We start from the raw sequence: 18,001 nt of genomic DNA, 5'->3' as shown, positions 1-18,001 counted from the left end.
GCGCCACGACGATCGGAAAAGATCAGGAATGGGGGTCAAAAACCCACCCGGACATGCGACGACCCCCGCCGGGGGGGAGAGCGGGGGTCGTCCCCTCGGTCCGACTCGGGGGGGGAGGAGCCAGACCGGGTTAGCACGGTCGCGAACGATCCGTGACTTCCATGGTGTACCCGAGAGCCTTCTCAGGCAAACCCACGCGCCTCAGCTTACGCCGAATGGTGGGCGCCTATGCTCAACCTCGTGGAAAACCACTCGTCGCCCCGCACAGCCGCGTTCTTTGACCTGGACAAGACGGTCATTGCGAAGTCGAGCACGCTCACCTTCAGCAAGTCGTTCTACCAAGGCGGGCTGATCAACCGCAGGGCGGTACTGCGGACCGCATATGCCCAGTTCGTGTTCCTCGCCGGCGGGGCCGACCACGACCAGATGGAACGGATGCGGGCGTACCTGTCCTCGCTGTGCCGCGGCTGGAACGTGGAGCAGGTCAAGGAGATCGTCGCGGAGACGCTGCACGACCTGATCGACCCGATCATCTACGACGAGGCGGCCTCCCTCATCGAGGAGCACCACACCGCGGGCCGCGACGTCGTCATCGTCTCCACCTCGGGCGCCGAGGTGGTCGAGCCGATCGGCGAACTCCTGGGCGCGGACCGGGTGGTGGCCACGCGGATGGTGGTCGGCGACGACGGCTGCTTCACGGGCGAGGTGGAGTACTACGCGTACGGCCCCACCAAGGCGGAGGCCATCCGGGAGCTCGCCGAGTCCGAGGGATACGACCTGGAGCGCTGCTTCGCCTACAGCGACTCGGCCACGGACGTGCCCATGCTCGAGTCCGTCGGCCATCCCTCCGCCGTCAACCCGGACCGGGCGCTGCGCCGTGAGGCCCTCGCGCGCGGGTGGCCGATTCTGGACTTCCACCGCCCGGTGCGGCTCAAGCAGCGGCTGCCCGCACCCCGCCGTCCGGCGCTCGTCGCGGCGGCCGCGGTCGGCGCCGCGGCGGCCACCGCGGGCCTCGTGTGGTTCGCCAGCCGACGGCGCGCGGCGGCGAGCTGACCTCGCACTTCGGGGCGCGCGCCACGGTGCTCGGGTGCGCCCCTGGAGGCGGCCGGAAACCTGCGCCCGATTCACCCTTGTTTGAACCTAAAAGTAAAGAAGTGCAGTCAGGGCTTCCGCTTCCTCCAGGACAGGAGTACAAAGGAGTCAACGGCCCGCGAGACCAAGGACATCCGAGAGGATTACCTTTAACCGCATTGATTGGCCCCACGGACCGAAGCATGGCCACCGAGCACCCACGCGACGTCGACCCGTCGATTACGGGCCAGCCGCACCAGGTGACGGGCAAAGTTCCCGACCTGATGGGCAAACTTTCGAGGACGCTTGGTAACCCGGTGAACATGCCAGCGGCGGTACGAATTCTCGTACCGCCGCATCCCTGTTCCCGGGGTCCCGGTTACGCCGCCCCGCGCTGCAGCGCCTCACACACCGCCGTCGACTCCCTGACGCCCAGCTCAACCGCCCTGCCACAGTGGGCGATCCAGGCCGCCACACCCTCCGGAGTGCCGGACACGTACGCCTCCAGGGCGCCCACGTAGGCAGCCCGCCCCAGCTCCGCGTGGCCCGCCTCGGCCGGGCAGATGGACTTCGGGTCGAGGCCACTGCCCACCAGGACGATGCGCTCGGCCGCGCGCGCCACCAGGCCGTTGCAGGAGCCGAAGGGCCGCAGGGCCGCGAGTTCGCCGTGCACCACGGCCGCCGTCACCAGGGCAGGGGCCGAGCCGCCCGCGATGACCAACTGCGAAAGGCCTTCGAGCCGCCCCGCCACCTCGTCCGCGCCCGGCAACTCCAGCTCGATCAACGGCTCGTCGACCGGTTCGCCCGCGAGCCGCGGACGGCCCGCGGCCTCGTCGGCGTCGGCCGCGGCGACCAGGTGCAGCCGCGCGAGCACCCGCATCGGCGACTGCCGCCAGATGGACAGGAGCTGCCCCGCCTCGGCGGTCAGCCGCAGCGCGGCGCCCATCACGCGCGCGTCGCCCTCGCCGCTGAAGTCGGTACGCCTGCGCACCTCCTCCAGGGCCCACTCGGCGCCGGACAGCGCCGCGGACCCGCGCGCGCCCCGCAGCGCCGCCTCGGCGGTGACCTCATTGCTGCGACGCCGCATGATCCGGTGGCCGTACACCCGGTCCACGGCCTTGCGCACGGAGTCCACGGAGTCGGCGACACCGGGCAGCGCGCCCAGGGCCGCCAGCGGATCGGCTTTCGTACTCATGAGTACGACCCTACGCACCAAGGGCCCGCCCGCCACGAAGGAGTGGTCTTCTTCACGCGATCCGGCCCCTCCAGTCACGAACAGGGCCCCACGCCAGGGCGCGCGGCTAGGCTACTTGAACATGAAGATCGCTTTCGTGGGGAAGGGCGGCAGCGGCAAGACCACGCTGTCCTCGCTCTTCATCCGACACCTCGCCGCCACCGGCGCGCCGGTCATCGCGGTGGACGCCGACATCAACCAGCACCTGGGCGCCGCCCTCGGCCTCGATGAGGAGCAGGCCGCCGGGCTGCCCGCGATGGGCGGACGACTGCCGCTGATCAAGGACTATCTGCGCGGCACCAATCCGCGCATCACGAGCGCCGAGAAAATGATCAAGACGACCCCGCCCGGCGACGGCTCGCGGCTGCTGCGGGTCTGCGAGGACAACCCGGTGTACGAGGCGTGTGCGCGGGCCGTGGAACTCGACGGCGGCGCCGTGCGTTTGATGGTCACCGGGCAGTTCACCGAAGCCGACCTCGGTGTCGCCTGCTACCACTCCAAGACGGGAGCGGTCGAACTGCTCCTGAACCACCTGGTCGACGGCCGCGACGAGTACGCGGTGGTCGACATGACCGCGGGCTCCGACTCCTTCGCCTCCGGGATGTTCACCCGCTTCGACATGACGTTCCTCGTCGCCGAGCCGACCCGGAAGGGGGTCTCCGTCTATCGCCAGTACAAGGAGTACGCGCACGACTTCGGCGTCGACCTCAAGGTCGTCGGCAACAAGGTCCAGGGCCAGGACGACATCGACTTCCTGCGCGAGCAGGTCGGCGACGACCTCCTGGTGACCGTCGGGCACTCCGACTGGGTGCGCTCCATGGAGAAGGGCCGTCCGCCCCGGTTCGAACTCCTGGAGGAGCGCAACCACTTGGCCCTGAAGACGCTCCAGGAAGCGGCCGACTCCGCCTACGACCGCCGCGACTGGGAGCGCTACACCCGCCAGATGGTCCACTTCCACCTGAAGAACGCCCAGAGTTGGGGCAACGAGCGGACCGGGGTCGACCTTGCCGCCCAGATCGACCCCGACTTCGTCCTGCGGGAGCACGCGACGGCTACCGCCTGACCCCGGACGGGGCGGCGCCAACCCCGGGACGGGGCGGACCGCCCCCGGGACGGGCCGCCGCCGACCCCGGACGAGCTACCGCTTGGCCGGCTCCGCGCCCGGAACGCCCTTCGGCGCCGGGGCGGGCCGGGCGGACAGGAAGGCGGGCCAGCCCTCCTTCGGGGTCTTGCCGACGCCGAGCCGGGTGAGCTTGGCGAGCACCTGCGGGTCCTGCGCGTCCAGCCAGTCGGCGAGCTGCCGGAAGGACACACAGCGCACCTCGCGCTTGGTGCAGACGCGCTCGATCGTCTCCTCGATGGCGCGCATGTAGGTGCCGCCGTTCCAGGACTCGAAGTGGTTGCCGATGATCAAGGGGGCGCGGTTGCCGTGGTAGGCGCGGTCGAAGCCCTTGATCAGGCCGTCCCGCATCTGGTCGCCCCAGTACTCGTGCTTGTCCGGGTCACCGTGCGAGGTCGAACCTGACTGGTTCACCATGAAGTTGTAGTCCATGGTGAGCGTCTCGAAGCCGCGCCCGGGGACCGGGACGAGCTGCATCGACAGGTCCCACAGGCCCTCCTTCTTCTTGGGCCAGAGCTGGTTGTTCACGCCGCTGGTGTCGTAGCGGAAGCCGAGTTCGCGGGCCGCGCGCATGAAGTTGGTGCGGCCTTCGAGGCAGGGCGTGCGGGCGCCGATGAGTTCGCGGTCGTAGTCGAAGGGCAGCGGCTGCGCCTTGCCCATGCCGGTGTTGGTCTTCCAGCCCTTCACAAAGGACTTGGCCTGGTTGATCTCGCTCTTCCAGTCGGCGACGGACCACTCGCCGACGCCTCGGCCGGTGCCGCAGAAGTGGCCGTTGAAGTGGGTGCCGATCTCATTGCCCTCGAGCCAGGCGCCGCGGAGCTGGTCCACGGTGTCCTTGATTCCCGCGCGGTCGTTGAAGCCGATGTCCGAGCTGCCGGCGAGATGCTGCGGCGGCTTGTAGAGCCTGCGCTTCTCCTCGGGGAGCATGTACACACCGCTGAGGAAGTACGTCATCGTGGCGTTGTTGCGCTTGGCGACCTTGCGGAAGTGGGAGAACAGCTTCTGGCCGTCCTCGCCCGCGCCGTCCCAGGAGAACACCACGAACTGCGGGGGCCTCTGCCCCGGTTTCAGGCGCTCGGGTCTGGGCAGCAGCGGCTGCTGACCGGTGAACGCGGTCGAGCCGTCGCCGATCAGGCGCACCGCGGCCTTGGGAGCCGGGGCACCGGCGGGCTTCTTCGCGCCGTGCGCGGACCCGGGCGAGCCCCCCTTCGTGCCGGACGAGTCGTCGGCGCACCCGGCCAGGGCCACCGTGCAGACCAGGAGCGCGGCGAGGCCCGCGGCCGTCCGCCGCACCCCCGCGCCAGTGCTTGGGTTGGCGGCCATCTCCGCCCACCTTCTTCCGTGCAAGTCGGGACAGAACGGCAGCAACTTCGCACGGGGTCACGAGTGGTGGATTCCGACAAGCCGATGAGCATTTTTATTCACTCATTAGAGTGATCACTTACCCCATTTGCCCTGATGATCCGGCTAAGACCTTTACACTGCATTACGGTTCGTTTACCGAGAGTTGAGATATCCCGCCGCTGCAACGCCGTGACCCACGGCCGCGACCCGCCCTCCGGATCCCGCCGGAGGACCCCCTGTTCCGCGACCGCGCCGCCCCGGAGGAGACGGGAAACATGTCTGCCTGCGTCCCCACAAGCGCCGCCGACTCGGCGCACGGCCCCCGCCCCCAGCAGCCCCACGCGCCGCCACCGCGCAAGAAGTTCCACATCTCGGGCGCCGACGTGTCCGCATCCGTCGCCGTCTTCCTGATCGCCCTGCCGCTGTCCCTCGGAATCGCCCTCGCCACCGGCGCACCGCTCCAGGCGGGCCTCGTCGCCGCCGCCGTCGGCGGCCTCGTCGCCGGACGCTTCGGCGGCGCGCCCCTCCAGGTCAGCGGCCCCGCCGCCGGACTCACCGTCGTCACCGCCGACCTCATCCAGCGCTACGGATGGCGGACGACCTGCGCCATCACCGTCCTCGCCGGACTCGCCCAGATCGGCCTCGGCTGCCTGCGCGTGGCCCGCACCGCGCTCGCCGTGAGCCCCGCCGTCGTGCACGGCATGCTCGCCGGAATCGGCGTCACCATCGCCGCCGCCCAACTGCACATCGTGCTCGGCGGCACCCCCCAGAGCTCCGTGACGGCCAACCTCGGCGCGCTGCCCGCCCAGTTGGCCGACCTGCACCCGGCCGCGCTGTCCGTGAGCGCGCTCACCCTCGGCGTGCTGCTGCTGTGGCCCCGGATCCCCGGCCGCGTCGGACGCGCCGCACGGACCGTCCCCGCACCGCTCGTCGCCGTCACGGCGGCCACCGCGCTCTCCGGGCTCGCCACCCTGACCGTGGCCAAGGTCGACCTGCCCTCCTGGCGCACCCACGCCCTCGCCGGACTCCCCGAAGGCCCCGCGCTCGGCCTGGTCGCCGCCGTGCTCACGGTCACGCTGGTGTGCGGCGTCCAGTCACTGCTCGGCGCGGTCGCCATCGACAAGCTCACCACCCGGCGCACCGGCACCCAGGAGCGGGTGGGCCGCTCCGACCTCGACCGCGAGCTGCGCGGCCAGGGCATGGCGAACGTGGTGTCCGGAGCGCTCGGCGGACTCCCCGTCGCGGGCGTCGCCGTGCGCAGCGTGGCGAATGTGCGCGCCGGTGCCGTCAGCAGGAACTCCACGATGCTGCACGGCGTTTGGGTAGTAGCGGCCGCCCTGCTGCTCGTGCCGGTCCTGGAGATGATCCCGCTCGCCTCCCTGGCCGCGCTCGTGATGGCCGTCGGCGCCCAGATGGTCAGCATCAACCACATCCGCACGGTCACCCGCCACCGCGAAGTGCTCGTCTACGCGGCCACCACCCTGGCCGTGGTGTTCCTCGGCGTCCTGGAAGGCGTGGCCATGGGCGTCGCCGTGGCGGTGGCCGTCGCCCTGCACCGCCTCGCCCGCACCCGGATCACCTGTGAGGAGGACTCGGAAGGCGTTCACCACGTGCACGTGCGGGGACAGCTGACGTTCCTCGCGGTGCCCCGGCTCAGCCGCTGCCTGCACCACATCCCCCAGCGGGCGCACGCCGTCGTGGAGCTGGACGGCTCCTTCATGGACCACGCGGCGTACGAGACCCTGCACAGCTGGCTCGACGCGCACTCCGCGCAGGGCGGCAGCGCCGAAGTCACCGGCCGCGGCGGCCAGCGCATCACGGAGCCCGCCGCCACCGCCCACTGCGGCTGCCGCCCCTGGACGCCCTGGCGCAACCACCAGTGCGACACCCCGCAGGAACCCCCGCGCACCGACCGCCCCGAACAGCACCAACTGGCCAAGGGCATCAGCGCGTTCCAGCAGAACACGGCGCCGCGCGTGCGGGGTGAGCTGGCCCGCCTCGCGCGCGAGGGGCAGCGGCCCGCACAGCTCTTCCTGACGTGCGCCGACTCCCGCGTCGTCACGTCGATGATCACTTCGAGCGGCCCCGGCGACCTCTTCGTCGTCCGCAACGTGGGCAACCTGGTGCCGCTGCCCGGCGCCGAGAGCGGCGACGACTCGGTGGCCGCGGCGATCGAGTACGCGGTGGACGTGCTGAAGGTCAAGTCCATCACCGTGTGCGGGCATTCGGGCTGCGGTGCCATGCAGGCGCTGCTCAACACACCACCGACCGGGGCGCAGACACCGCTCAAGCGCTGGCTGCGGCACGGCCTGCCGAGCCTGGAGCGGATGGCCGAGCAGACCGCGGAGGCGGCCGAGCAGGGCCTCGGACCCGCGGCCGACGAGCCCCTTGCGACGACGGCGGACCGCACCCTCGGGACGGCGGCCGACCAAACCCTCGTAGCCGCGGCCGAGCAAGACCTCGTAGCCGCGGCCGAGCAAGACCTCGGGGCGGCCGGACAGAACGGCACGGCGGCGGCGCACACCCTGCGCGGCATGCCCCGGCTCGCGGGCCGCGCCCCCGCCGACGCCGTCGAGCAGCTCTGCCTCACCAACGTCGTCCAGCAGTTGGAGCATCTGCGGGCTCACGAGGCGGTCGCAAGGCGGCTCGCCGAAGGGGACCTGGAACTGCACGGGATGTACTTCCACGTGGGCGAGGCGCAGGCATATCTGCTGGCCGAAGGCACGGCGGGAGCGGAGGAAGGGAGGGAGGCGGGTGAGACGGCACGCGCGGGGCAGGCACCTGACGAGGTGTTCAGCCAGGTGCCACCCGCCCATCCGGTAGAGGTCTAAACCAATTTCCGGCAAGCCCTTGTCACCGGGGTCGAGTGTCTGATGAGCTGTGGGCTGGGACACAACGGACACCCTGGGAAAGGGAGATGTCGTGAGCAACGAAAGCCTGGCCAACCTGCTCAAGGAGGACCGCAGGTTCGCGCCACCGGCCGAGCTGGCGGCGCACGCCAACGTCAGGGCGGAGGCGTATGAACAGGCCAAGGCTGACAGGCTCGGCTTCTGGGCCGAGCAGGCCCGCCGGCTGACCTGGGCCACCGAACCGACCGAGACGCTCGACTGGTCGAACCCGCCGTTCGCGAAGTGGTTCGCCGACGGCAGGCTCAACGTCGCGTACAACTGCGTCGACCGCCACGTCGAAGCGGGCAACGGCGACCGCGTGGCCATCCACTTCGAGGGTGAGCCCGGCGACAGCCGGGCCATCACCTACGCCGAGCTGAAGGACGAGGTCAGCCGCGCGGCCAACGCCCTGACCGAGCTGGGCATCACCGCGGGCGACCGGGTCGCGGTCTATCTGCCGATGATCCCCGAGGCGGTCGTGGCGATGCTGGCGTGCGCCCGCATCGGCGCCGCGCACTCGGTGGTGTTCGGCGGCTTCTCCGCGGACGCGATCGCCGCCCGCATCAAGGACGCCGACGCCAAGCTCGTCATCACCGCCGACGGCGGCTACCGCCGGGGCAAGCCGTCCGCGCTCAAGCCCGCGGTCGACGAGGCCGTCGGCCGCGTGGAGGGCGTCGAGAAGGTGCTCGTCGTCCAGCGCACCAAGCAGGACGTGGCGTGGACCGAGGGCCGCGACCTGTGGTGGCACGACGTCGTCGGCAAGCAGTCGCCGGAGCACACGCCCGAGGCGTTCGAGGCGGAGCAGCCGCTGTTCATCCTCTACACCTCCGGGACGACGGGGAAGCCCAAGGGCATCCTGCACACGTCCGGCGGCTATCTGACGCAGGCGTCGTACACCCACCACGCCGTCTTCGACCTCAAGCCGGAGACCGACGTCTACTGGTGCACGGCCGACATCGGCTGGGTCACCGGACACTCGTACATCACCTACGGCCCGCTCTCGAACGGCGCGACCCAGGTGATCTACGAGGGCACGCCGGACACCCCGCACCAGGGCCGGTTCTGGGAGATCGTGCAGAAGTACGGGGTCACGATCCTGTACACGGCGCCGACGGCGATCCGTACGTTCATGAAGTGGGGCGACGACATCCCCGCCAAGTTCGACCTGAGCAGCCTGCGGGTGCTCGGGTCGGTGGGCGAGCCGATCAACCCCGAGGCGTGGATCTGGTACCGCAAGCACATCGGCGCCGACAAGTGCCCGATCGTGGACACGTGGTGGCAGACCGAGACCGGCGCCATGATGATCTCCCCGCTGCCCGGCGTGACCGAGACCAAGCCGGGCTCCGCGCAGCGCGCGCTGCCCGGGATCGCGGCGACCGTCGTGGACGACGAGGCGAACGAGGTGCCGGACGGCGGCGGTGGCTATCTGGTGCTCACCGAGCCGTGGCCGTCGATGCTGCGCACCATCTGGGGTGACGACCAGCGGTTCATCGACACGTACTGGTCGCGCTTCGAGGGCAAGTACTTCGCCGGGGACGGCGCGAAGAAGGACGACGACGGGGACATCTGGCTGCTCGGCCGGGTGGACGACGTGATGCTCGTCTCCGGGCACAACATCTCCACCACCGAGGTCGAGTCGGCGCTCGTGTCGCACCCGTCCGTCGCGGAGGCCGCCGTCGTCGGCGCCGCCGACGAGACGACGGGCCAGGCCATCGTCGCCTTCGTGATCCTGCGGGGCACGGCGGACGCGGACGACGCGGAGCTGGTGGGCCGGCTGCGCAACCACGTGGGGACGACGCTCGGCCCCATCGCCAAGCCCAAGCGGATCCTGCCGGTGGCCGAGCTGCCCAAGACGCGGTCCGGGAAGATCATGCGGCGCCTCCTTCGGGACGTCGCGGAGAACCGTCAGCTCGGTGACGTGACCACGCTCACGGACTCGTCCGTGATGGACCTGATCCAGTCGAAGCTGCCGGCTGCGCCCAGCGAGGACTGACCCGCTCACCAGCACCACCGGAGCACCGCTCCAGCGCAAGAGAGGCACCCGGCGCCACCCGCGCCGGGTGCCTCTTTTGTGCTTAAAGTGATGTTCGCCGGATGAGTCCTGGCGCACGGTTAGGTAAGCTAAGGATCAACGTCAACAACGCGACAAGAAACGCTCAGGTGCGCCGGGAAGTCTGGTCGGCATGTGCTCAGCCCTGCCTACCGACCGGAGGTCGACTCCCGTGGCCGCGCCCACCAGCAGCAACCGCAAAGTACTCGGACGCCTCTCCCTGCCCGAGCGGAACTTCGTCGCGGAGGCGCTGCGCACCGAGACCGTCGGTGGCGTACTCCTGCTCATCGCCGCCATCACGGCCCTGATCTGGGCGAACACCCCGATCAAGGAGAGCTACGAGAGCGTCAGGGACTTCCACATCGGGCCCGCCTCGCTCGGCCTCGACCTGTCGATACAGCACTGGGCGGCCGACGGGCTGCTCGCCGTCTTCTTCTTCGTCGCCGGGATCGAGCTCAAGCGCGAGCTGGTGGCCGGCGATCTGCGCGAGCCCAAGGCCGCCGCGCTGCCCGTGATCGCCGCGATCTGCGGCATGGCCGTGCCCGCCCTGGTCTACACGCTGGTGAACGTCATCGGCGGCGGCGCCACGGACGGCTGGGCCGTGCCGACCGCGACCGACATCGCCTTCGCGCTCGCCGTCCTCGCGGTCATCGGCACCTCGCTGCCGTCGGCGCTGCGGGCCTTCCTGCTGACCCTCGCCGTCGTCGACGACCTCTTCGCGATCATGATCATCGCGATCTTCTTCACCAGCGACCTGAACTTCGCCGCGCTCGGCGGCGCGGTCCTCGGCCTCGCCGTCTTCTGGCTGCTGCTCCGCAAGGGCGTACGCGGCTGGTACGTCTACGTTCCGCTGGCCCTGGTCGTCTGGGGCCTGATGTACAACAGCGGCGTCCACGCCACCATCGCCGGTGTCGCCATGGGCCTGATGCTGCGCTGCCACAAGGAGGAGGGCGAGCGGCACTCCCCCGGTGAGCACATCGAGCATCTGGTACGCCCCCTCTCGGCGGGGCTGGCCGTGCCGCTGTTCGCGCTGTTCAGCGCCGGTGTCGCCGTCTCCGGCGGGGCGCTCGGCGACGTCTTCACCAAGCCGGAGACCCTCGGCGTGGTGCTCGGCCTCGTCGTCGGCAAGGCCGTCGGCATCTTCGGCGGCACCTGGCTCGCGGCCCGCTTCACCAAGGCCGAGCTGAACGAGGACCTGGCCTGGCCGGATGTGTTCGCGGTGGCCTCGCTCGCCGGGATCGGCTTCACTGTCTCGCTGCTCATCGGGGAACTCGCCTTCAGCGAGGACCCGTTGCTCACGGACGAGATCAAGGCCGCCGTGCTGATCGGCTCGCTGATAGCGGCCGTGGTCTCCGGAGTCCTGCTGAAGGTGCGCAACCGCAAGTACCGCAAGCTGTGGGAGGACGAGGAGCGCGACGAGGACCTCGACGGCATCCCCGACATCTACGAACAGGACAATCCGGACTACCACCTGCGGATGGCGGAGATCTACGACAAGAAGGCCGCCGAGCACCGCAGACTTGCTCAACTGTCAGCCGGATCGAGCGACAGGAGCGATGGTCCGGCATGATCTGATCTGACCAGAACTTCCGCGCGGACAGCCGCCAGGGCCGTCCGCCCGGACCGACGGCCCGGACCGACGGCCCGGCCGACCGCGCGGACAGGTCCGCAGGCAGAGAAGAAGTCAGAGAAATGAGGAGCAAGCGATGAGCGCACCCGACGGTCCCGTCGGCACCGAACGCAGCCTCGGCCAGCTCGTCTCCGCGGCGAGCAAAGAGATGTCGGAGCTGGTGCACGATGAGATCGCGCTGGTCAAGGCCCAGCTGACGCAGGACGTCAAGCGCGGTGCGATCGGCAGTGCCGCGTTCATCGCGGCCACCGCCGTCCTCATCTTCTCGCTGCCGATGCTGAGCTTCGCCCTGGCCTACGGCATCCGCACCTGGAGCGGCTGGAACATGGCCATCTGCTTCGTGCTCTCGTTCGCGGCGAATGTCCTGGTGGCCGGACTTCTCGCGTGGATCGGCGTGATCTACGCGAAGAAGGCCGCGAAGGGCAAGGGCCCCCAGAAGGCCGCTGCCGCCGCCAAGGAGACCGCCGCCGTCCTGAGCAACGTCAAGCCGCATCCGCGCGCCGTGGCCCCTGCGGGCGCCCTTGAGCTGGAGGCCGGTGAGCGGGCCGACGCTGTGGCACGCTCGACTACATGACGGACCAAGGCCGACCCTCGGACAGGACCACCGCCGCGCCCCCCTCGACCGTACGGATCGAGGGCCCCTGGACGCACCGGGACGTCGCCGCCAACGGCGCCCGCTTCCACATCGCGGAGGCCGGTGAGGGCCCGCTGGTGCTGCTCCTGCACGGCTTCCCGCAGTTCTGGTGGGCCTGGCGGCACCAGCTCGTCGCGCTCGCCGACGCGGGCTTCCGCGCGGTGGCGATGGACCTGCGCGGGGTCGGCGGCAGCGACCGCACCCCGCGCGGCTACGACCCCGCGAACCTCGCCCTGGACATCACGGGCGTCGTACGGTCCCTCGGCGAGCCCGACGCCGCGCTCGTCGGGCACGACCTGGGCGGCTACCTCGCCTGGACGGCCGCCGTGATGCGGCCCAAGCTGGTGCGCCGCCTCGCCGTCTCCTCGATGCCGCACCCGCGGCGCTGGCGCGCGGCGATGCTGCGGGACCACAAGCAGACGGCGGCCGGGTCGTACGTGTGGGGCTTCCAGCGGCCGTGGCTGCCGGAGCGTCAGCTGGTCGCGGACGACGGGGCCCTGGTGGGGCGCCTGGTGCGGGACTGGTCGGGGCCGAGCCTGCCGGACGACGAGGCCGTGGAGACGTACCGCCGCGCCATGTGCATCCCCTCGACGGCGCACTGCTCGATCGAGCCGTACCGCTGGATGGTGCGCTCCCTCGCCCGGCCCGACGGGATCCAGTTCAACCGGCGCATGAAGCGCCCGGTGCGGGTGCCGACGCTGCATCTGCACGGCTCCCTCGACCCCGTGATGCGCACTCGCAGCGCGGCGGGATCCGGCGAGTACGTCGAAGCGCCCTACCGCTGGCGGCTGTTCGACGGCCTCGGGCACTTCCCGCACGAGGAGGACCCGGTGGCGTTCTCCAACGAGTTGGTGTCCTGGCTCAAGGACCCCGAGCCGGACCGGTAGGACGTACGCAGCGGCCGGAGCGGTGGAGCGGTCGTCACCCCCGGCCGAGTAGAACGTTCGTCACGGTTCGTCACCCCCACAGGGAACTACTGTCCTACGAACGCCAATTGCCTGCCGCATAGGCCAATTGAGGCCCTTGGGCGCGGTTACCGACCTTGAGGCACGGGCACACGTCCGGGTATGGGCTGGACGCACGACTACAGTGACGTAGCACGCAAGCGCCGGACGGCCACCGTGGTGAACGGCCACGAGAGGGGCGGCCCGCACGATCCGGGGCACTCCGGAGACGCGGCTGACGCGGCCTCCGCCGAGGCCATCGGCATCCCCCGCATTCTGCGCCGCCGGGCCCGCTGGATGTCCGCGCGGCTGCGGCACACCCGCGACTGACCCGCACCCGCACCCACCCCCGCGCGGCGGCTCCCCCCAGGGGCGCGCCTAGAGCGCGCACCCCTGGCTGTCGACCTCCTGGTTGGCGGTGCGGCCGCGCTCGATGTCCTCGCGCACCTCGTCCACGGTCAGGGCGTATCCGGTGTCCGGGTCGTCGAGCGACTTGGCGAACACCACGCCGTAGACCTTGCCGTCCGGGGTGAGCAGCGGGCCGCCGGAGTTGCCCTGGCGGACCGTGGCGTACAGCGAATACACATCGCGGCGGACCGTGCCCCGGTGGTAGATGTCGGGGCCCTTGGCCGTGATGCGGCCGCGCACGCGCGCGGAGCGGACGTCGTAGGGGCCGTCCTCGGGGAAGCCCGCCACGATCGCGCTGTCGCCGCTCTGGGCGTCGCGCGAGGTGAACTGCAGGGGCGGGGCGGGCAGGGTCGGCACGTCGAGGACGGCGATGTCGCGCTCCCAGTCGTAGAGCACGACCTTGGCGTCGTACTTCTCGGCCTCGCCCCCTATCTGCACCTTGGGCTCGTCGACGCCGCCGACCACGTGGGCGTTCGTCATCACGCGGCGCGGGGCGAACACGAAGCCGGTGCCTTCGAGGGCCTTGCCGCAGCTGTGCGCGTCACCGCTGATCTTCACGATGGAGCGCTTGGCGTCGGCTGCGACCTTGCTGCCCACGAGCTTGGGGTCCGGGGGCTGGACGTCCTTGATGGGTTCGTTCGAGAACGGGCTGAAGACCTGCGGGAAGCCGTTCTGCGCGAGGACGGAGGAGAAGTCCGCGAACCAGGTGTCGGCCTGGTTGGGCAGCGTGCGGGAGACGCCGTGCAGCACCGTGGAGTTGCGCACCTCCTTGCCGAGCGTCGGCAGGGTGGTGCCCGCGAGGGCGGAGCCGATCAGCCAGGCGACGAGCAGCATCGCGACGACGTTGACCAGCGCGCCGCCGGTGGCGTCCAGGGCTCTGGCGGGCTGCCAGGTGATGTACCGGCGCAGCTTGTTGCCCAAGTGCGTGGTGAAGGCCTGGCCGACGGAGGCGCAGACGATGACGACGACCACGGCGACGACGGCCGCGGTCGTGCTGACCCTCGCGCCCTCGTCGGTGAAGGCGTCCCAGATGACCGGCAGCAGATACACCGCGATGAGACCGCCGCCGAGGAAGCCGATCACCGAGAGGATGCCGACGACGAAACCCTGGCGGTAGCCGACGATCGCGAACCACACGGCGGCGAGCAGCAGCAGGATGTCCAGCACGTTCACGGAATTCAGTCCTCGCCTCGCATCATTCCCCGCCTCGCCTCGCGGTCTTCGCGCGTCACTGTCCTCGCGCCCGCCCCGTGGGCGGTACGCACGGCCACGAGCCCCGGTCGGCCCGGTCCCCGCAACCTTGTCATGAGCCCCAGTCGAGCGGGACCTGGCGGTCCCTGTCCCAGGGGCGCTCCCAGCCCGCGTAGTGCAGCAGTCTGTCGATGAGGCCGGCCGTGAAACCCCAGACCAGGGCGGACTCGACGAGGAAAGCCGGGCCGCTGTGGCCGCTCGGGTGGACCGTCGTCGCGCGGTTCGCCGGGTCCGTGAGATCGGACACGGGGACCGTGAACACGCGGGCCGTCTCGGCCGGGTCCACGACGCCGACGGGGCTCGGCGCGCGCCACCAGCCGAGCACCGGTGTCACGACGAAGTCACTCACCGGGATGAAAAGGCGCGGCAGCACGCCGAAGAGCTGCACGCCGTCCGGGTCGAGGCCGGTCTCCTCCTCGGCCTCGCGCAGCGCGGCCCGCAGCGGGCCCGCCACGCGCGGGTCGCCGTCCTCCGGGTCGAGGGCGCCGCCGGGGAACGACGGCTGGCCCGCGTGCGAGCGCAGCGAGCTGGCCCGCTCCATGAGCAGCAGCTCCGGGCCCTGCTCACCCTCGCCGAAGAGGATGAGGACGGCGGACTGGCGGCCCGCGCCGCTCGCCGGTGGCAGGAAGCGGCTGAGCTGGTCGGGGCGGACGCTCTCGACGGCGCGCAGCACGGGGGTCAGCCATCCGGGCAGGCCGTCGGCGGAGAGCAGGCCCTGGGCGGTGAGGGCGTGGTGGTCGCCCCGGCGGGCGGGGTCGGTCGCGGAGGCCGGGGCGTCGCGGCGGGCGGGGTCTGTCGCGGGGCCTTGGGGGCGCGCCGGGTCCTGGTCCTGGCCGTCGCTCATGTCCGTCTCGCCTGTGTGCGTATCGCTCGCGTGCGTCATCGGCACCCCCGTCCGTCTCTGCACAACGCCTGTCGGCCCGCTGATGGTTCCTCGTCCCGGGGATCGTCCGGGCCCGCTCCCGGCCCCCGGGTCACCCGGCGGCGCCCAGGGGCGGGGCCGCCTTGCCCGGAAAGCCCGGCGGGGGGTTGAGCCGCTGGCCGGGCATGCCCCCCATCTCGTACTTCAGGAGCTTTCTGGCCTTGTCGGGATCCGTCTCGCCCTCTCCGTACGACGGGCAGAGGGGGGCGATCGGGCAGGCGCCGCAGGCGGGCTTGCGGGCGTGGCAGATGCGGCGGCCGTGGAAGATCACGCGGTGCGAGAGCATCGTCCAGTCGCTCTTCGGGAACAGCCCGCCGACGACGGCCTCGACCTTGTCCGGGTCGGTCTCCTCGGTCCACTTCCAGCGGCGCACCAGGCGGCCGAAGTGTGTGTCGACAGTGATTCCAGGGACCCCGAAGGCATTGCCCAACACGACGAAGGCGGTCTTGCGGCCCACGCCCGGCAGCTTGACCAGGTCGTCGAGGCGGCCGGGGACCTCGCCTCCGAAGTCGTCGCGCAGTGCCGCCGACAGGCCCATGATCGACCGCGTCTTGGCGCGGAAGAAGCCGGTCGGGCGGATCAGCTCCTCGACCTCCTCGGGGTTGGCCGCGGCCAGGTCCTCGGGGGTCGGATAGCGGGAGAAGAGGGCGGGCGTCGTCTGGTTCACCCGCAGGTCCGTCGTCTGGGCCGACAGGACGGTGGCGACCAGAAGCTGGAAGGGGTTCTCGAAGTCCAGCTCCGGGTGGGCGTACGGATACACGTCGGCCAGCTCGCGGTTGATCCGCCGGGCCTGCCGCACGAGGGCGGTGTGGGATTGCGGGGGTTTGGGCTTTTTGAGGGGGGTGGTGGCCTTCGCGGTCTTGGCGGGGGCTGCCTTCTTGGCGGGAGCCGTGGCCTTGGCGGAGGCCGCCTTCTTCGCGGGAGCCGCCTTCTTGGCGGAAGTCGTCTTCTTGGCCGAGGCCGCCCTCTTCGGCGCGGCCCTCGTCGTCTCCTCCGGCACCGCCCCGCCTCCGTCCCTGGAGCCTTCTGACACGCCTCGTTTCGCCATGGCGCCAGCGTACGGGCCGTCACTGACACGGACGGGGGAGATGCGCAGTTGTCACGCGCCGGAGATCGTCCGGCGGGCCGGAACGCACCGCCACGGGTGCCCCGACCGGCGCCGCGCCCCCGCCCCACCACGCCCCCGTTGGCGGAAAGTCGACGCACCCGGCCGAGCACACCGAGGAGCACGCTCCGGCACGCACTCCGACACCACGCCCGGCGCGCCCCCCGACCCACCCCCGACGCTCCCTCGACCCGATCCCCGACGCGCCCCTCGGCTCACCCTCGCCCCACCCCCGCCCTGCCCCCCCAACACGCCGAAAGGACCCCACCCCCACCCCGTCCACATCCCATCCACGCCCCACCCAACGCCCGATTTGTCCGGTTCCTCGGGGTAACGTAAGCGTGTTCGCCCACAGCAGAATCGCCGGACGCGCCCGTGACCGCTGCCGCCGTGGCCTGTGCTCTCACGGGCCAGGGAGCAGGTGTCCGACCCACGTCCGGACGTCCGTATCCGTCGCCGGTCCCCCGGATCGGCCCCCAATTGGCCCCCTTCCGCATTGCCCCCGTCACAAGTGCGGCAGACTTGAGTGACTGATCACACTGTTTGAACCGTCCGGCAAACTGGGGGCACCGTCCCCTGATGCAGGTCGACAAGGAGAGAACTCGTGGACGACGTTCTGCGGCGCGCCCCGCTCTTCGCGGCGCTCGATGACGAGCAGGCCGCGGAGCTCCGCGCCTCCATGAGTGAGGTGACGCTCGCGCGCGGGGACGCGCTTTTCCATGAGGGCGACCCCGGAGACCGCCTGTACGTGGTCACCGAGGGCAAGGTGAAGCTCCACCGCACCTCCCCGGACGGCCGCGAGAACATGCTCGCGGTGCTCGGCCCCGGCGAGCTGATCGGTGAGCTGTCGCTCTTCGACCCCGGCCCCCGCACGGCCACGGCCTCCGCCCTCACCGAGGTCAAGCTGCTCGGCCTCGGCCACGGCGACCTCCAGCCCTGGCTGAACGCCCGCCCGGAGGTGGCCGCCGCCCTGCTGCGCGCCGTCGCCCGGCGCCTGCGCAAGACCAACGACCAGATGTCGGACCTGGTGTTCTCCGACGTCCCCGGCCGCGTGGCCCGCGCCCTGCTCGACCTGTCGCGCCGCTTCGGCGTGCAGTCCGAGGAAGGCATCCACGTGGTGCACGACCTCACGCAGGAAGAGCTGGCCCAGCTGGTCGGCGCCTCCCGCGAGACGGTCAACAAGGCCCTCGCGGACTTCGCGGGCCGCGGCTGGCTGCGCCTGGAGGCCCGCGCGGTGATCCTGCTCGACGTGGAGCGCCTGGCCAAGCGGTCCCGCTGACGCCGGCCTTCCGCGCCCTTCGTACCTTCCGCGCTTCCCGTGCCTCCCGCGCGGAGCCCGGTGCTTCGTACGCGATCGGGGCCGTCCCTGGAGTCAGGGGCGGCCCCGCCGTCGTATCCCC

General features: G+C 71.0%; 14 protein-coding genes. 9 read left to right on the top strand and 5 right to left on the bottom strand.

What is annotated here, in order from left to right:
* The first annotated feature begins 228 nt into the window (after positions 1-228).
* On the top strand, positions 229-1,053 hold the full coding sequence (locus ACZ6AA_RS15130; RefSeq protein ID WP_468460237.1) for an HAD family hydrolase: 825 nt from the start codon (positions 229-231) through the stop codon (positions 1,051-1,053).
* 397 nt (positions 1,054-1,450) lie between these two features.
* On the opposite strand, the gene ACZ6AA_RS15125 is transcribed toward ACZ6AA_RS15130, so the two are convergent.
* Positions 1,451-2,266: a Fic family protein gene (locus ACZ6AA_RS15125; protein WP_468460239.1), complete on the bottom strand. Its 816-nt coding sequence runs from the start codon at positions 2,264-2,266 to the stop codon at positions 1,451-1,453.
* Positions 2,267-2,387: 121 nt separating this feature from the next.
* Between ACZ6AA_RS15125 and ACZ6AA_RS15120 the strand changes: the two genes are divergently transcribed.
* A complete protein-coding gene (locus ACZ6AA_RS15120) occupies positions 2,388-3,368 on the top strand; it encodes an ATP-binding protein (protein ID WP_468460241.1) in 981 nt (326 codons plus the stop codon).
* Between the two features lie 75 nt (positions 3,369-3,443).
* Here ACZ6AA_RS15120 and ACZ6AA_RS15115 read toward each other — a convergent pair whose 3' ends face one another.
* Positions 3,444-4,748 carry a polysaccharide deacetylase family protein gene (locus tag ACZ6AA_RS15115; RefSeq protein WP_468460243.1) on the bottom strand — a complete coding sequence of 435 codons (1,305 nt, stop codon included), beginning with the start codon at positions 4,746-4,748 and terminating at the stop codon, positions 3,444-3,446.
* A gap of 296 nt (positions 4,749-5,044) precedes the next feature.
* Here ACZ6AA_RS15115 and ACZ6AA_RS15110 point away from each other — a divergent pair, with 296 nt between their 5' ends.
* From ACZ6AA_RS15110 to ACZ6AA_RS15085, 6 genes are all read left to right on the top strand, one after another.
* Positions 5,045-7,600, top strand: a complete 2,556-nt coding sequence (locus ACZ6AA_RS15110) for a bifunctional SulP family inorganic anion transporter/carbonic anhydrase (RefSeq protein WP_471458319.1) — start codon at positions 5,045-5,047, stop codon at positions 7,598-7,600.
* 49 nt (positions 7,601-7,649) lie between these two features.
* A complete protein-coding gene (gene acs, locus ACZ6AA_RS15105; protein ID WP_468460247.1) occupies positions 7,650-9,650 on the top strand; it encodes an acetate--CoA ligase in 2,001 nt (666 codons plus the stop codon).
* 229 nt (positions 9,651-9,879) lie between these two features.
* Positions 9,880-11,277 (top strand): Na+/H+ antiporter NhaA, encoded by a 1,398-nt coding sequence (gene nhaA / locus ACZ6AA_RS15100; RefSeq protein ID WP_471458317.1) that lies wholly within the window; start codon positions 9,880-9,882, stop codon positions 11,275-11,277.
* Between the two features lie 136 nt (positions 11,278-11,413).
* Entirely contained in the window at positions 11,414-11,911 is a 498-nt protein-coding gene (locus ACZ6AA_RS15095) for a phage holin family protein (RefSeq protein ID WP_468460251.1), read from the top strand.
* Complete coding sequence (locus ACZ6AA_RS15090) at positions 11,908-12,858, top strand: alpha/beta fold hydrolase (protein WP_468460253.1); 951 nt, start codon at positions 11,908-11,910, stop codon at positions 12,856-12,858. Before ACZ6AA_RS15095 ends, ACZ6AA_RS15090 begins: the two co-directional genes overlap by 4 nt.
* Positions 12,859-13,038: 180 nt before the next feature.
* On the top strand, positions 13,039-13,245 hold the full coding sequence (locus tag ACZ6AA_RS15085) for a hypothetical protein (RefSeq protein WP_468460255.1): 207 nt from the start codon (positions 13,039-13,041) through the stop codon (positions 13,243-13,245).
* Positions 13,246-13,293: 48 nt separating this feature from the next.
* On the opposite strand, the gene ACZ6AA_RS15080 is transcribed toward ACZ6AA_RS15085, so the two are convergent.
* From ACZ6AA_RS15080 to nth, 3 genes are all read right to left on the bottom strand, one after another.
* Positions 13,294-14,496 carry a MarP family serine protease gene (locus ACZ6AA_RS15080; RefSeq protein WP_468460257.1) on the bottom strand — a complete coding sequence of 401 codons (1,203 nt, stop codon included), beginning with the start codon at positions 14,494-14,496 and terminating at the stop codon, positions 13,294-13,296.
* 130 nt (positions 14,497-14,626) lie between these two features.
* Positions 14,627-15,418 carry an NUDIX hydrolase gene (locus ACZ6AA_RS15075; protein WP_468460259.1) on the bottom strand — a complete coding sequence of 264 codons (792 nt, stop codon included), beginning with the start codon at positions 15,416-15,418 and terminating at the stop codon, positions 14,627-14,629.
* Positions 15,419-15,548: 130 nt separating this feature from the next.
* Complete coding sequence (gene nth, locus ACZ6AA_RS15070; protein WP_468482902.1) at positions 15,549-16,544, bottom strand: endonuclease III; 996 nt, start codon at positions 16,542-16,544, stop codon at positions 15,549-15,551.
* Between the two features lie 661 nt (positions 16,545-17,205).
* Between nth and ACZ6AA_RS15065 the strand changes: the two genes are divergently transcribed.
* The gene (locus tag ACZ6AA_RS15065) at positions 17,206-17,880 is read left to right on the top strand and encodes a Crp/Fnr family transcriptional regulator (protein ID WP_016642758.1); all 675 of its coding nucleotides are present in this window, start codon (positions 17,206-17,208) and stop codon (positions 17,878-17,880) included.
* The last annotated feature ends 121 nt before the right edge of the window (positions 17,881-18,001 follow it).

The sequence above is a fragment of the Streptomyces sp. NPDC040610 genome, assembly GCF_055594065.1.
This window is presented reverse-complemented; position numbering and strand designations above follow the sequence as displayed.

What these genes read in the sequence shown, in the direction of transcription:
- ACZ6AA_RS15130 (WP_468460237.1), top strand. Translation starts at nt 229, where the DNA reads ATGCTCAACCTCGTGGAAAACCACTCGTCGCCCCGCACAGCCGCGTTC.
- ACZ6AA_RS15125 (WP_468460239.1), bottom strand. Translation starts at nt 2,266, where the DNA reads ATGAGTACGAAAGCCGATCCGCTGGCGGCCCTGGGCGCGCTGCCCGGT.
- ACZ6AA_RS15120 (WP_468460241.1), top strand. Translation starts at nt 2,388, where the DNA reads ATGAAGATCGCTTTCGTGGGGAAGGGCGGCAGCGGCAAGACCACGCTG.
- ACZ6AA_RS15115 (WP_468460243.1), bottom strand. Translation starts at nt 4,748, where the DNA reads ATGGCCGCCAACCCAAGCACTGGCGCGGGGGTGCGGCGGACGGCCGCG.
- ACZ6AA_RS15110 (WP_471458319.1), top strand. Translation starts at nt 5,045, where the DNA reads ATGTCTGCCTGCGTCCCCACAAGCGCCGCCGACTCGGCGCACGGCCCC.
- ACZ6AA_RS15095 (WP_468460251.1), top strand. Translation starts at nt 11,414, where the DNA reads ATGAGCGCACCCGACGGTCCCGTCGGCACCGAACGCAGCCTCGGCCAG.
- ACZ6AA_RS15090 (WP_468460253.1), top strand. Translation starts at nt 11,908, where the DNA reads ATGACGGACCAAGGCCGACCCTCGGACAGGACCACCGCCGCGCCCCCC.
- ACZ6AA_RS15085 (WP_468460255.1), top strand. Translation starts at nt 13,039, where the DNA reads ATGGGCTGGACGCACGACTACAGTGACGTAGCACGCAAGCGCCGGACG.
- ACZ6AA_RS15075 (WP_468460259.1), bottom strand. Translation starts at nt 15,418, where the DNA reads ATGAGCGACGGCCAGGACCAGGACCCGGCGCGCCCCCAAGGCCCCGCG.
- nth (WP_468482902.1), bottom strand. Translation starts at nt 16,544, where the DNA reads ATGGCGAAACGAGGCGTGTCAGAAGGCTCCAGGGACGGAGGCGGGGCG.